The organism is Mongoliibacter sp. (assembly GCF_007692705.1).
Lineage (GTDB): Bacteria > Bacteroidota > Bacteroidia > Cytophagales > Cyclobacteriaceae > Mongoliibacter.
Genome location: NZ_REBN01000135.1, coordinates 1 through 15,597, shown reverse-complemented (window position 1 = coordinate 15,597; position 15,597 = coordinate 1). Strand labels below are relative to the sequence as shown.

Sequence of the window (15,597 nt, the reverse complement as noted above, 5' to 3'; positions counted from 1 at the left end):
AAGCGAGAGACAAGAGCCAAGAACCAAGAGGATAAAAGATACGAGAAATATGAGACAACAGTCAAGAACAAAGAGTAAAGAGAAATACAGTAGAAATAATTGGAAATATGCCTGCGGCGAAATAATTGAGATGTATGGAAGTGAATCAAACTTTACCTTGTCATCTCGGGTCAGGTAAAATCAGGACCAAAAAAAATAATAATGAAATATGCTTCGCGATATAAATAGACATAAGCCTTAGGCGATATATTGTTGGCGCCAATTCATAGAATTAACGGGGTGAAATAAATTTCAAGTAAAATCAGGACGTGAAATAAAATGGTTGTATTTGGAAGAAATGCAGATGTAGGAGGAAGCAGTGAAGTTTTTGGGCATGAGTGTATACTCACAGCGACGTAGGTGATAATTTCAATAGATAAATCACGAAGTGATTGAATCCACGAAGGGGTATTTGCCCCGGGTGCAACCCGGGATATTGAATGGATAAACTAAATTGGTTTTTGGCTAAAAAAATGCCAATTGTGAAGAAAGCTTTTCGCCAAAAACAGGGAAGGTAGGAACAAAAGTAATATCATATAAAGTGTCAATGAGTCAAAGAACCAAAAAAGAAGGTTGGAAAAAAGAAGCAAATACCAAGAGAAGTAATAAAGATGAAAATCCTTTAAACCAATAATACCATACCCAATGCTAAAAAACATCTTAAAAATCGCCCTTAGAAGTTTTTGGAAGACCAAAAGCATTTCTTTTATCAATGTCTTGGGTTTGTCTTTAGGGATGGCCCTGTGTATGATCATTGCAATTTTTGTTCAAAATGAACTCAGCTATGATAAGCATTTTCCAAATGCAGAGCGGATTTACCGGGTGAGTGCGGATATAGTTTTTGGAGGGAATGCAATGAATATGACTTTTGCCCCGGCACCTATGGCCGAAGCATTGGTTGCTGAAATCCCCGAAGTGGAAGCTGCTGTACACTTCAGGCAACAGGGGTCTTTTTTGATCAAAAGATATGAAGACAATATCAAAGAAAGCGATGTGGTTTTCGCTGGCAAAAGTTTTTTGGATGTCTTTGATATTCCATTAATACAGGGAGCCAAGGAAAGGGCTTTGGATGAACCCAATACCATGTTGATAAGTCAGAGTTTAGCTGATAAGTTCTTTAAAGGAGAAAATGCAGTTGGACAAACCCTGATCCTTGATAATAAAACAGATTATAAAATCTCAGGAGTATATGCTGATATTCCTGAAAACAGCCATTTTCAATTTCATGCCCTCTTGGCAGCAGAAGGCTTACCAGAAGCCAAAAGCAGTCAATGGTTGAGTAATAATTTCCAAACCTATTTGCTGGTTAACCCAGGTGCAGATCCTAAGTTCATGGAGGAGAAAATCAAAACAATGAGTGAGAAAAACATGGCACCAGCCTTGAAGCAGGCACTTGGAGAAGACTTTTCATTGGAACAATTCAAGGCTTCTGGTAACAAGGTGGAATACGGATTACAGCCTTTATTGGACATACATTTACATTCTGATCTTATTGGAGAATTCAAGGCCAACTTTTCCATTACCTATATTTATCTGTTTATCGCCATCGCAGTATTCATCTTATTGATTGCCTGCATCAATTTCATGAACCTTGCGACAGCTAAATCTTCCAATAGAGCCAAGGAGGTCGGTGTAAGGAAAACTATGGGGTCTGGAAGGAGTGAGCTGATAGGACAGTTTTTGGGTGAAACCTTTATCATGAGTCTCGTTTCTTTTATTCTGGCCATTTTACTGGCTTCTCTGCTATTGCCATATTTCAATGATTTGGCAGGCAGAAACCTGAGTCTTCCACTCACAGATGTAATGTTTTACCTTTATCTGCTTCTAGGTGCTTTGGTTGTCGGCTTGATTGCAGGGGCATACCCAGCACTTTTTCTTTCCGGATTCAACCCTTCAAAAGTGTTAAAGGGAGATATTTCCAAAGGAATGAAAAGCTCTTCTGTCAGAAGTTCTTTGGTGGTCTTTCAGTTTGCCATTTCCATAATTTTGATTTTTTGTACCATCGTACTTTTTACCCAGATGAATTTCATTCAAAATAAAAACCTGGGATTTAGCAAGGATCAAATAGTCATGGTACATGATCTCTATGCCATGGCTGGGCAGAAACAGACTTTTAAAGAACAGGTCTTGTCAAGTTCTTTGATTGAAAAGGGGACATTAAGCGGGTTTTTACCCGTTTCAGGTACCAACAGATCAGATACGCCATGGTGGGTTTCTGGAAGAGATATTCAGGATCAGGAAAATTTGGTTTCCATTCAAAACTGGAAAGTGGACTTTGATTATATCAGTACGCTGGGGATGAAGGTCGTTCAGGGAAGAGACTTTAATTTAGATTTCCCTTCAGATTCTTCAGGTGTCATTTTAAACGAGACTGCAGTCAAAAACTTTAATTTTGACGGAGATCCCATAGGTCAGAAAATAGCGTCATTTTCCGGGGATAATGAAACAGGCTTCAGTACTGAAAATTCTGAAATGCGAACGGTTATCGGTGTAGTGGAGAACTTCCATTTTGAATCCCTCAAAGAAAATATCGGCGCTGTACTTATGTATATAGACCCCAATCCTTCCGGAATTGCTTCATTTAAGTTCAAAGCCGAAGATATAAAGGACGTCTTAGCACTTCTGGAAGGAAAATGGAATGAACTGGCACCCGGTCAGCCATTCACTTATAGTTTTTTGGATGATCGCTTTTCTTCCATGTACGCTTCAGAGACGAGGATAGGTAAAGTCTTTGCGGCATTTACGGGATTTGCAATTTTCATCGCATGCATGGGATTGTTTGCCTTGACAGCTTTTACTGCCGAACAGCGAAGAAAGGAAATTGGAATAAGAAAGGCATTGGGTGCTACTGTTGGTTCTCTGGTACTACTGCTTTCCAAAGAGTTTACCAAGTTGGTGCTCATCGCTTTTATCATTGCAGCACCATTAGGCTGGTATGGAATGAACAGGTGGTTACAGGATTATACCTATAGGATTGATTTGGGGTGGACCACACTCTTGTTGGTTATAGGATTGGTCATGACAGTTGCATGGACAGTGATGGGTGTACAGTCTTTTAGGGCTGCACGAATCAACCCTGTGGATTCCCTGAGGGGGGAGTAGGGGAAGGCGGAAGGATAAAAGGAGGAAGGATGAAGGAGGAGGGATAGAGGCGAGAAGCGAGAGACGAGATGCGAGACCTGCTAAGACCTTTGAGGTTTTTTTTAACCTCGGAAGGTCTTTTTAGAGCCAAGAAACAAGAGCTGAGAGCCGAGAAGCGAGAGGCAAGAGTAAAAATCAAGAAACAAGAATCGAAATGAGGATTTGTTGGGAAGGTTGAAATGCCATTTGGCCCGTCCGGCTGGGCATCAGGGCGGGCATGACCGATATTGTAGCCCGGTAATTTATTGCCGGGTACAAAGATCAAGTTTAGATATTTTAAGAGCCGTAGGTACGGACGATAAAGGAATATCAAGTTAATCCAAAGAGGCTGTATACCTGCTAATAAAAATTTCTGGGCTTAATATCTGCAATGTAGGAGAATCCAATTTTAACAAATATTTGTCAGAAGTGATGATGCAATCCATCTGTTTATCCAAAGCAATGAAGTAATGGATGGCATCTTCCAAATCTTTTTGGTTGGATTGGATAGCTTGAATAATATGCATTCGATCCCCCTCTAACAATTCAAAATTGTCCAAGATCATTTCCAAGATTTTTTTAGTGATTTCCTGACCTTTTGCCTGATTTAAATAATAGATACAGGTAAGGAGAATAGAAATAGTTGTAAAACCCTCAATTTCTTTTTTATCGATTAGGGTAAAAACCTCGTTTAATTTTGAATTTTCCGGGTTTCTTTGGAGAAAAAAATCCAAGAATACATTAACATCGAAAAACGCTCTAATAGCCATATTTGCTTTCTTTGGCTTTTCGATATTCTGTTTTCCAATTCCAATCCTCCGGGTATTCTTTTTTGGATGGAGGTAATGATTTTACAAAGTCAACCAATCCAATTTTTTTGGACAATTTGTTTTCTGGCATTAATAATTTTTCAAAATGCTCCTCTACTAAACTTGATATGCTTGTGTCCTGGGCTTCCGCATATTTTTTTATTTTAGTTAAGAGCTTCTCCTCTACAGTTATATTAAGCCGCTTTTTCATTTTTTAAATATACGTATAAAAATAATATATGCGCATCAAGCAAAAAATATTAACTCCAAAAGACTATCTCAGCCTATCCAAGGATAAAAAATCCGACAATTGAATTTAAATTTTTCTGAACCTCTTTTAGACATGTAAGGTTTTGATAAGTATATAAACGAATTTTTAACCTAAAGAATGAACATGCAAAATTTAGCAAACAAAACAGCTTTTATTACTGGAGGAAGTAAAGGAATCGGATATGGAATCGCTGCTGCCTTAATGGAACAGGGAATGAAAGTAGCGATTACCAGCCGCTCACAAGAAGCAGCAGACAAAGCCGCTACAGAACTCAATAAAATAGGAAAAGGAGAAGCTCTAGGATTGGCAGCTGATGTAAGGGATTTTGATTCCCAGCAAAAAGCAGTTCAAACCATGATGGATAAGTGGGGGCAATTGGATCTCTTGGTTGCCAATGCAGGTATTGGACATTTTGCTTCTATTCAAGACATGAGCCATGAACAGTGGCATGAAACCATAGATACTAATCTAACAGGGGTATTTTACAGTATCAAGGCTGGATTGGAAGGCCTGAAGCAATCCAAGGGTTATTTTATTTCAATTTCCAGCTTGGCGGGGACCAATTTCTTTGCGAAGGGTTCTGCCTACAATGCCAGTAAATTTGGTTTGACGGGCTTTACTCAAGCCGTGATGTTGGACCTGAGAAATGAAGGTATCCGATGTACGACTATAATGCCCGGTTCAGTGGCTACTTATTTCAATGACCATGTACCAAATGAAGCCGATGCCTGGAAAATCCAGATTGAAGATTTGGGAAAAATGGTGGTAGACTTGATGCAGATGCATCCACGTACTTTGCCTAGTAAAATTGAAGTGAGACCCAGTATTCCCGGTTAATATTGTCCGCAGGCGAACAAAGATGTACGCCTCAAAACCTAGCATTCAGCCTCAAATTGTCCGTTACAGGTCAATTTGAGGCTTTTTTTTATGGCATGGAAGTAGACTATGAGGAGATGGCTGGGTTTATCGATTTGTGATGAACCCAAAACTTGAATTCTTAGTCCAATTGCTACATGATCGTACTGAAAGACATTGATAAATTTATAGAATCCCGATTTCAACGGGTATTTATCCTTAAGGGAATTGACCTGGAAATTCAGCAGGGAGATTTCATCACCTTGATGGGGCCTTCAGGGGTAGGCAAATCTACACTCTTGAATATTATAGGACTTTTGGATGAGGATTACGAAGGTCAATATTTTTTTGATGGGCAGTCCATCAGGTCTATGAAGGAAAAACAAAGAAATAACCTGCATAAATCCGAATTTGGATACATTTTTCAGGCTTATCATCTTATAGACGAGCTTACGGTCTATGAAAATATAGAAACTCCTTTGCTTTATAGAAATGTATCTTCTTCCGAAAGGAAAAGTATCATTGCCAATCTATTGGATAGGTTCAATATGGTAGCCAAAAAGGATCTTTTCCCAGAACAACTTTCTGGTGGTCAACAACAATTGGTGGGGGTAGCACGGGCCATTGCAGGCAAACCCCGTGTGCTTTTGGCCGATGAGCCTACTGGAAATCTGCACTCGGCACAGGCAAAAGAAATCATGGAAGTATTTCAAGAACTCAATAAGGAGGGAACTACCATCATTCAAGCTACCCATGCACGGGAAAATGCGGATTATGGAAATAGATTGATTGAAATGCTGGATGGAAAAATTGACAATGACATTACACTTTAAGATGAAGAATATTATAACAAGCGCATTATTGTTGTTCACTTTGGTTTTCAGGCTACAAGCCCAAGATACTATCCCTTTGGCTTTTGAAGAGGCTGTGAGGATTGGAATCAGTCAAAACCTTGATTTTCAGATGTTGAATAATCAACAGGAAGTGCTCCGAGCTGAGAAAATAAACGCCACGTTTTCCCACCTTCCCAGAGTAAATATGGGCAGTACTTTAGGAAGAAATATAGGACAGCAGTTCCAGCAGGTAGAAGGAGAATTGATCGTCAGTAACGAAATCCAGGATTATATTACCGGTAATGTGGATGTGAGTATGCCTATTTTCAATGGAGCCAGAAGAATCAACCTGACCTTGGCCAGAAGGCATTTTGAAGATGCAGGCAAACACGATATCGCTAGGGCCAAAGAAGATGTTGTTTTCAATGTGGCTCAGCAGTACTTACAAGTCTTGTTGGATGAGCAGCTTTACAACATTGCTTTGGAAAACCTGGAAAACCAGAAAAAGCAATTGGAACAAATAGAAGGTTTTGTTGATGCCGGATTGAGAACCCTTTCAGACCTTTACAATCAGCAATCTGAAGTGGCCAGGCTGGAAACAGTAGCATTGGATGCTAGAATTCAGTGGGAAACGGATCTTTGGACTTTGGCAGAAACTTTACAGTTGGAATCAAATAAGATTCCTCAGCCAATTGCTGTGGGTGTGGAAAGTTTTGGAAGTGATTTGGCTACCCTTTCCTATTCTGAATTATATGAGCTTGCAGTAATCAATAGAAAGGACCTGCTTCAGCAGCAGTCTTTGGAAGAAGGCAATAGAAAAATGCTTGCTGTTTCAAGGGGATTGCTTTACCCACAACTCAATGCATTTTTCAATTACAGCACCTTTTCAACCTCATTTGATCAGAGGCCAATGCGGGAACAGTTTTTCACCATTTATCCCCAGCGCTCTTTCGGGCTGAGATTGAATATTCCCATTTTCAACAATTTTGATAATAGGACTGAAGTAATCAGAAGTAAGGTAGATTTGAAAAACCAAGGGCTTCAAAAAAGAGCTTTGGAAAGACAAGTTGCCCAGGAAGTTAAACTGTCTTATGAAAACTACAGAGCCGCCATCAGAAGGGAACAAGCCACAAAAATTCAGTTAAAGGCTGCTGAGGAAGCTCAGATGGCTATCTCGGAAAGATTCAGGTTAGGAGTTTCCAACTTTGTGGATCTTGCTCAGGCTAATCAACAAATGGTCACCGCTCAGTCGGATTTTGCCCAAGCCCAATACACGCTTTATTTTCAGGATATCATTATGCGATATGCCTTGGGTATTTTGGACACCATGGATTAGAGATTTTTCTTCATCGGACAATTTCATAGCTAGTTACACGCAAGTTTGATTCTAAATAATTATCTGCAATCCTGCCGATAAACATAATTTTCTTCTCTTGAAATGAAAAAAAGCTAGAATCGGAAATATTTTTTGATCTTGATTTCATTTTTATTCTCTTGCTATGTTTAGAAGGCAGGTAAGAAAAAGGGCATTCTTATTTTTATAAATTAATTCCTGTTCAATTAATTTTTCTTCAATTGTTCTTTCATAAAATTCTATTTACATTGAATTGATAAGTCATTCAAAATATTAATAATTCGATATTCATGGATTTGCAGTTAAATGGAATCAAAGCATATTTTGATTCAACAAGTTCACCTGCTGGTATTTTGCAGTTAAATGGCGGACAGTTGGAACTAATCTATGCAAATACTCCATTTCTGATTTTTTTTGGAAAGAAAGGAAAATTTGAGCCAATGAATTTGATTTCTTATTATGAGGAATCAGGTCTTAAAAATGTTTTCAATGTTGTTGATCAGATTAAGACTTCTTTGAAAAAAGTGCTTTCCAATGATGACTCCGAAAAAATGGAAATATCTCATGAAGTAGATAAATGGGAAGTATCCACCTCTTTTTTATTGGAAGGTTCGGGAGTCAAATATTTTTCTCATACGCTTAGAGAAGTTGTAGGGAAATCTGAAGAAGCTAAAAGGCATGAGAAGAAAACGTTAGCATCTTTGAAAAGTCGAGAAGCTGCCCTCAAGAATATCTTTGATCAGTCCTTGGATGTCATCTGTACAATAGACGAGTTTGGGAACTTTCAACAAGTGAGTTCAGCTTCAAGAGAAGTTTGGGGATATAGCCCAGAAGAACTGAAAGGGAAAGCTTATATTGACTTGGTTCATCAAGATGATAGAGAAATAACCTTGGCTGTTGCAGAGAAAGTCTTGAATGGAGAAGATATCACCAATTTTCAAAATAAGTATGTCCATAAAGATGGAAGAATAATTACAGTAAACTGGTCAGTAAGCTGGGACTACAGTGCACGACTAATGTACTGTGTCGCCAAGGATGTAACAATTCTCGAAAGGAATTACCAGGAAATTAAAAGAAGTGAGTTCAGATTTAGGGGTTTTTATGAATCCTCTACCAATTTTATCATCCGTACCGATCTTGAGGGGAATTACACTTACTGTAATAAAAAGTATCAGGATGATTTTGGATGGCTGTATCCGGGTGAAAGTATGATAGGTAAACAATCTCGGGAAACCATCATGCCCTACCATTTGGATAGACTTCAGGATGTAGGAGATAAGTGTATACAAAATCCAGGAAAAGTTTTTAAAGTTGAATTGGATAAGCCAAAAGAAAATGGTGAAGTAATGACCACTTTATGGGATTTCCTGATTATAGTAGACGATGAGGGGAACCCTTTGGAAATCCAATGTATGGGGGTTGATATTTCCGAAAGGATCAAGTTTGAAAAAGACCTTCAAGCCAGTAATGAAAGGTTTGAATTGGTTATGCAAGCTGGTTCAGAATGTATTTGGGATTATGACCCAGAGTCCGGGGATTTATTTCTTGGCGACGGATTCAGAAGAATTTTTGGCATCAGCCCTTTGGAATTACATTTAAATAACTCCCTGATCAATAGTTATTTTCATCCAGAAGATAAGTCATGGTTATTGTCTTTATTTAAAGAAACTCTTGAGGATAGGGGTAAAAATCTATGGAACGGAAAATTCAGGCTTAGAAAAGAGGATGGAAGCTATGCCCAGGTAGAGGATAAAGCAATTGTTCTTCGTGATGAGCAAGGTAAAGCTTACCGGGTAGTAGGAGCGATGCGTGATATTAGTTTGGAAGTATTTTTTGATAGGGTAGAAATGATGGAAAGGGAGGTGATGGCACATGCTATGCAAGTCGATGCTGAAGTTGAAGACGTGTTGAAATTGCAGCTTTGTAAGTTGGAAGACATTTTTCCCGAAATGAAAACTTCAATTATGAGGATAAAAGATGATAAAGTTTTTCCTTTAGTCTCACCATCACTTCCGGAAACATATTTGGAAGAAATCAGTGGTTCTCCTATAGGAGAAAATACTGGTTCCTGTGGCACTGCTGCTTATTTGAGAAAAAAGGTTATTGTCAGTGATATTCAGAATGATATCAAATGGGATAAATATAAAGAATTGGGAAAAAAATATGGATTTAAGGCATGCTGGTCTCAGCCCATATTCAATTCTGAAGGAAGTGTAGTAGCCACCTTTGCCAACTACTATGAAACTGTAAAATCTCCAAATGATCAGGAAATTCAGGCGATGGACCGTGTCCAAAGACTGGTTTCATTAATTCTGGAAAAATTTGATTTTGTAGAAAAAATAAAACTAAGTAATGAAAGGTTTGAAAATGTAACCGAAGCGACAAATGATGCCATTTGGGATTTTGATGTGGTTAATAATAATTTATACTGGTCAAAAGGCTTTGAAAATCAGTTTAATTATGACATGAGTGACACCGAACCTTCATTTGACTTTTTGATTTCCAGAATTCATGAAAAAGATAGGGCGCGGGTGATTGAAAGGGTTCAGACATTTTTCAAGGATCGAAAAAGTATTTCTTGGTTTGAGGAATATCAATTTAAGCGAGGCGATGGATCCTTTGCCTATGTAATTGACCGGGCAAAATTCATCAGAGATCATGAAGGCAATGTCATCAGGGTGATTGGAGCAATGACTGATATCACACATCTCAAAGAATATGAATCTTCCTTGGAAAGCTTAAATAGAAAACTTGACGCAAGGGCCAAAGAACTTGCGCATTCCAATGCGGAATTGGAGCAATTTGCCTATATAGCCTCGCATGACTTACAAGAGCCTCTTAGAATGGTTACAGGATTTCTAAAACAGATTGAAAAAAACTATGGAGATATCTTAGACGATAAAGGGAAAAAATATATCCATTTTGCTGTAGATGGTGCAGTGAGGATGAAGAATATCATCTTGGATTTACTGGAGTTTTCTAGAGTTGGTAAGGATTTGGATAATAAGGAAGTTTTTTCACTTAATGATTTGGTAGACGAAGTTTTATACTTAAACAGAAAAAGTGTAGAAGAGAAAAAAGCTATAATTAAGTCTGATCAACTTCCAGATATTCAGTATTTTAAAACACCATTATTTCAGGTATTTAAGAACCTCATAGAGAACGCTATTAAATATAGTCATCCCCATAAGAGACCCGAAATTAAAATTTCTTGTGAAGAATCGTCAGATTATTGGACCATATCCATTTCTGATAATGGGATTGGGATAGAAAAAGAATATTTTGATAAGGTATTTATTTTGTTTCAAAGATTGCATACCAGAGAAAAATACTTGGGAACTGGAATGGGATTGGCAATAGCAAAAAAAATTGTTGAAGGATTGGGAGGGGAAATATGGGTTGATTCGATTCCTGAAAAAGGAAGTATATTTAGTTTTACCATTCCAAAAAAACTTAAAAAACAAATATGAAAGCAGAGCTCAAGATTGTCTTGATTTACATGATTGTAGGTGTCTTATGGATCTTACTCAGTGACAAGGTTTTGTTATTAATTTTTGAACCAGATGAGCTCTATCAAATCACCTATTTACAAACCTTGAAAGGTATCTTTTATGTCTTGATGACAGCCTTGCTGCTCTACTTGCTGGTTAAAAAATATTATGATGCATTGGATAAAAAGGTCCAAGAATTGAAACATGTCAATGCCGAATTAAAAGAAAAAAGTAAAGAATTAGAAGCCTCAAATAAGGACTTGGAACAATTTGCTTTTGTAATTTCTCACGATTTGCAGGAACCTTTAAGGATGATTACAGGCTTTTTGACTCAGTTAAGAAAAAAGTATGAGGACCAATTGGATGAGAAGGCTCAGCACTATATTTTTTTCGCAGTCGATGGTGCCTTCAAAATGAAACAGATCATCCTAGATCTTTTGGAGTTTTCAAGGGTTGGGAGGTATTTGGAACCTTTAGAACAAATTGATCTTAATAAAATTCTTGCTGATGTCTGCACTTCCAACAGCAGAATCATAGAAGAGACAGGAACAAAAATATCATCAATAGATTTACCGGTAATCTATGCACATAGGGATCCTATAACGCAATTGTTTCAACACCTGATTGGAAATGCCCTCAAATACAAAAGTGAAAAGAGGTCACTGGAAATTGAGATTGGAATGAAAGAGAATGGTAGTTTTTATGAATTTTGGGTGAAGGACAACGGGATCGGGATCAATGAAGAATATGCAGACCGAATATTTGTGATTTTTCAAAGGTTGCATACTGCAGAAAAATATGGAGGCGGAACAGGTATAGGACTCGCTTTGGTCAAAAAAATCGTAGAATACTATGGAGGTACAATTCGTTTTGATTCTGTTGAAGATAAGGGCAGTACATTTCATTTTAGCTTACCCAAAAAAACCGCCTTGTCAAAGGTCAAGGCGGCTTGAAATAGTAGTTAGGAATAGAATGGCTAAACTATATTCTGATAAATAAATTCTCTTTGGATCTTCTGACTTTCTTGACACTTGCCATTGGGTCATTTTCAATATCCCTAAAACCTAAAGCCAATAAAGCAGTACTTCCTAAGTTCTGGGATTTGAAATCAAATATCTCATCAATTTTTTCTGGAATGAAACCTTCCATCGGTGTGGTATCGATTTTTGCTTCAGCTGCAGCTATCATGGCTGTACCCAAAGCAATATAGGCTTGTTTTGAAGCCCATTGGAATTGAGCTTCAGAAGTCATTCCTCCGAAGTTTTTCTTTAAGCGGTCAGCATAATCACTCAAAGCGTTTGGTGTAAGATTTCTTTCTTCAGTTACTTGTTTGAAATAAGTATCAATTCTATCAGGTGATATTTTTGTCCATGCGGCAAAAATCAATAAATGCGAGCTTTCTAAAATCTGCGGTTGATTGAATGCGACTGGAGCGATTTTTCTTTTAACTTGTTCATCTTCTACTACCAAAATAGTAAAAGGCTGTAAACCATTTGATGTTGCTGTTAATTGAATCGAATTCAATATCCCTTCTAGTTGGTCATCGCTCAGCTTTTTCTCAGTCATTCGTTTGGTTGCGTATCTCCATTCTAAACTTTCTATTGTAGTTTCCATTCTTCAGTCGATGTATTTAATGTATATACAGTTAATAACAGGAACTTTAAAATTTTGTTCCTTTTTTAATTCAAAATTTGCTTTCCATGGGTGGTAAGATTTACTTCGATACCCATTTTTGGACTTTAATTCAGGTTAAAGGTCAAGTTTCTGAAATTAATTTCGAGATCATTTCAAAGACTTCTCAAAGACTACCAGTTTTGGTAAATGCTGTTAAGCTTAGCTCCCCAGATGGTAATGATAATTTGGTTTTGACAATACTTGATATTTCTCAAAGAAAGCAATATGAAAAAGAACTCCTCAAAGCGAAGCGATTAGCAGAGGAGAATGCAGCCAAATTATTTGAGAAAAATACTGAATTGGAACGCTTTTCTCATATTGTATCCCACGATCTTAAATCTCCGATCAGGACTATGAGTGGTCTATTTGAAATTATGGAGAGAAAAGGTTTCGTCAGTAAAGACAAGGATTCTATGCAAATCCAAAAACTGATCATGGATAGTCTCAGAAGAATGAAAACACTGGTCGATGACCTGATGGAACAGACCATGATTGAAAAAGAACCAGCTGATTTCGATTTGGTAGATTTGAATGCTGTTTTTGATATAGTAAGCGAAATTTTAGGCAATGAAATAAAAAACTCTTTCACCAAAATAGAGGTTCCAGTTTTGCCCTTGGTGAGAGGCAATAAAAGCCAAATTATCAGATTATTTCAAAATCTAATTTCAAATGCCATAAAATATAAGGGCGAAGAAAGTCCATTTATAAAAATTTCTTGGCAGAAATTAGAGGAAATGGTTCAAATCACCGTTACAGACAATGGAATCGGTTTTGACCCTATACATAAGGATAGGATTTTTGAATACATGCACAGGCTACACAGTTATAGCCAAATTCCAGGATCAGGAATAGGACTTTATTCGTGCAAAAGGATAGTCGAGTCTCATGGGGGAATAATCACAGCATCCTCTAAATTGGGCTATGGAGCATCCTTTATTTTCACACTTCCCATGGCAGTTCATGAGAAAGAAAATGAAAGTTAGTTTTTGATTTTCTTATCGAGTTGTTCCACAATATGGGTTTTAGATGCGACGCTTCTAATAACCTTATCCAAATCTTTGGAAGAACTATCTAGCATTGATACCAATTCCTCTAATTTGCAATCTTTTACCTCTTCCTTTAATACCTGTGTGAGCCCCAAAATATTGGCTAAAGGTGCTCTGACTATATGGGATTGTATCCAGGCAATTTCCCGAAGTACATTGTTCTGTTTGGTTATGGAGGCTATATATTGATTTCTTTCGGAAAGGTCAACACATATAGCGACCAAAAGCAGCTCTCCTCCTATATTCATTTTCTGTAAATGAACTTCGATAGGGTATTTACTTCCTGATTTTCTGATATGCTCAGATTCAAAAATGATTTTTTCCTCTTTACTCTTAAGTAAGCTCCTGATTTCAGCTATAATATTTTCCCGATATGGTTTACTGATGAATTCATCAAATGAATATGAACACAATGTATTTGCTTCATATCCAAGATTCTGAATAGCAGACCGGTTTGCCTGAATAATTCGGAGTTCATTGGATGAGATGAGGTAAATTTCATGCAAAGAATTTTCAAATATGCTTTGGAATCGTTCCATCTTACTTCGGGATTGGACTAATTCTGTGATGTCTCTTCCAACAGCTTGAAATTCTTTAATAAAACCTTTTGAATCAAATATTGCTGTATCTGTCCACTCGTGCCATATTATGTCATTATTTCCATTGATGACTTTATGTTTTTTTGTCTGACTTGGAGCATTCATATGAAGCTGATTGAGGTCATTCAAAATGGTTTTATGATATTTTTTTGGTACAAACTCCAAAAATTTTTGTCCGATTATATTTTCTCTCGAAGTACCAAACGCACGGCAATAAGCATCATTGACGAAAGTCAGGGTTGTATCAGATCTGAACCTACAGATCATTTCGTTTTGTGATTGAAGTACAGATTCTAAGAATTTCTCGTTTTCTACAATCTTTTCTTCGGCTTTTTTTCTTTTGTCAATACTAGAAGTGGTAAATGTGACACCAATAATTTTACCCTCTTCATTCTTTGCAGGAAAATAGGCACATTCATACCAAACTTTTTGGCCTTCGAGGGATAATTCACTTTCTACTACAATACTTTTTCCATTGAGGGCCTGGAAAAAATCGCTAGAGAATGACTCTTGGTTTTCCGGCAAAATCATAGGCCTGAAATCATCACCCTCTTTTAAAAACTTCCGATGGATTTCAAAAGCAGTATTTTGAGCAACCTTATTGAAACTTAAAATCTTGAAGTTGGGATCTAACAATACACTGCTTTCAAAAGTGCTGTTCAGTAATAATTTCAGCTTGGAAATTTCATCCTTTAAATTTTCATCGGAAGCTTTTTGGAGAAAATTCTTATGCCGATCCATCAACATAATATGCCCTAACCAAAGAACAAAAGATTCATTTATTCCTTCGACCGAGAAAATAGAAAGCTCCCAATTACTATGTATTTGAGAAGTGGGATCTTGTATCTGCTTTAGTGAAATATTATTGATTTGCTGTGGCTGCTCAGGATGATTTTTTAGCCCAACTAGAATCTCTTTTATTTCAACAGGATTAAAAATTTCTGTAAACAAATCGTTTGCATTGGTAAAATTGACCTCAGCAAGTAATTCCTGAAAGCAAGGATTGATAAAAAGGCATTTACCCTGAAAGTTGGATATTGCTAAAAAAGTGGAAGTAGAATTTAGAAGGTACTTCGGAATATGTTTATCAAATTGATGCATTCAAAGAATACGGATCATTAACTCAAATTAATAACTGACTAATGTGCAAAAATAGCCAAAAAAATTATTATATAATTATCATTAGCAAGTAAATAGTGAAATTGAAGCATTATATTTCAAAATTGATTTTTATCTATTTGAAAGGAATTTTTATGTCTGTATAAGATCTTTATGTTTTATGATTATCCGCTTTTTTACCAGTAGAATCTTCAAAATGGAATTAGTCTATGATTTCGAGCCAATATCAATGAATGACTTGTCCTCCGAGGTGGATCCAATCCCGAGGCTTCTGGATCGAATTTATGTAAGACCTTTGTTTAATTGGCTAGTGGTGCAATTAAGGAAATACGTATCATGTTTTATAAAAAATTCAATAAAGTTAGGCTAGTCTATGAATTTTTTTAA

The 15,597-nt window shown here is 37.0% G+C and carries 11 protein-coding genes; 7 read left to right on the top strand and 4 right to left on the bottom strand.

The genetic code is table 11. The features are described from left to right. The first annotated feature begins 684 nt into the window (after positions 1-684). On the top strand, positions 685-3,141 hold the full coding sequence (locus tag EA341_RS07405) for an ABC transporter permease (RefSeq protein WP_293012672.1): 2,457 nt from the start codon (positions 685-687) through the stop codon (positions 3,139-3,141). 353 nt (positions 3,142-3,494) lie between these two features. Here the strand turns inward: EA341_RS07405 and EA341_RS07400 are convergent, their stop codons facing one another. Together EA341_RS07400 and EA341_RS07395 are read right to left on the bottom strand one after the other, a co-directional pair. Continuing rightward, positions 3,495-3,929, bottom strand: coding sequence for a PIN domain-containing protein (locus tag EA341_RS07400; protein ID WP_293012670.1), 435 nt, complete (start codon positions 3,927-3,929; stop codon positions 3,495-3,497). Then, a complete protein-coding gene (locus EA341_RS07395) occupies positions 3,919-4,179 on the bottom strand; it encodes a DUF6364 family protein (protein ID WP_293012669.1) in 261 nt (86 codons plus the stop codon). Before EA341_RS07395 ends, EA341_RS07400 begins: the two co-directional genes overlap by 11 nt. A 183-nt stretch (positions 4,180-4,362) precedes the next feature. Here EA341_RS07395 and EA341_RS07390 point away from each other — a divergent pair, with 183 nt between their 5' ends. The 5 genes from EA341_RS07390 to EA341_RS07370 all read left to right on the top strand — a co-directional run bounded on the left by EA341_RS07390 (position 4,363) and on the right by EA341_RS07370 (position 11,725). Next, positions 4,363-5,076 (top strand): SDR family oxidoreductase, encoded by a 714-nt coding sequence (locus tag EA341_RS07390; protein ID WP_293012668.1) that lies wholly within the window; start codon positions 4,363-4,365, stop codon positions 5,074-5,076. 176 nt (positions 5,077-5,252) lie between these two features. Continuing rightward, positions 5,253-5,927: an ABC transporter ATP-binding protein gene (locus EA341_RS07385; RefSeq protein WP_293012667.1), complete on the top strand. Its 675-nt coding sequence runs from the start codon at positions 5,253-5,255 to the stop codon at positions 5,925-5,927. A gap of 1 nt (position 5,928) precedes the next feature. After that, positions 5,929-7,263, top strand: a complete 1,335-nt coding sequence (locus EA341_RS07380; protein WP_293012665.1) for a TolC family protein — start codon at positions 5,929-5,931, stop codon at positions 7,261-7,263. Between the two features lie 308 nt (positions 7,264-7,571). Then, on the top strand, positions 7,572-10,751 hold the full coding sequence (locus EA341_RS07375; protein ID WP_293012664.1) for a PAS domain S-box protein: 3,180 nt from the start codon (positions 7,572-7,574) through the stop codon (positions 10,749-10,751). Further along, on the top strand, positions 10,748-11,725 hold the full coding sequence (locus EA341_RS07370; protein ID WP_293012663.1) for an ATP-binding protein: 978 nt from the start codon (positions 10,748-10,750) through the stop codon (positions 11,723-11,725). The genes EA341_RS07375 and EA341_RS07370 overlap by 4 nt, the downstream gene beginning before the upstream one ends. A 28-nt stretch (positions 11,726-11,753) precedes the next feature. On the opposite strand, the gene EA341_RS07365 is transcribed toward EA341_RS07370, so the two are convergent. Next, entirely contained in the window at positions 11,754-12,386 is a 633-nt protein-coding gene (locus EA341_RS07365) for an NAD(P)H-dependent oxidoreductase (RefSeq protein ID WP_293012662.1), read from the bottom strand. Between the two features lie 86 nt (positions 12,387-12,472). Between EA341_RS07365 and EA341_RS07360 the strand changes: the two genes are divergently transcribed. Further along, the gene (locus EA341_RS07360; RefSeq protein WP_293012661.1) at positions 12,473-13,429 is read left to right on the top strand and encodes an ATP-binding protein; all 957 of its coding nucleotides are present in this window, start codon (positions 12,473-12,475) and stop codon (positions 13,427-13,429) included. Here EA341_RS07360 and EA341_RS07355 read toward each other — a convergent pair. Continuing rightward, positions 13,426-15,192 (bottom strand): PAS domain S-box protein, encoded by a 1,767-nt coding sequence (locus EA341_RS07355; RefSeq protein ID WP_293012659.1) that lies wholly within the window; start codon positions 15,190-15,192, stop codon positions 13,426-13,428. The genes EA341_RS07360 and EA341_RS07355 overlap by 4 nt on opposite strands. Between the last annotated feature and the right edge of the window lie 405 nt (positions 15,193-15,597).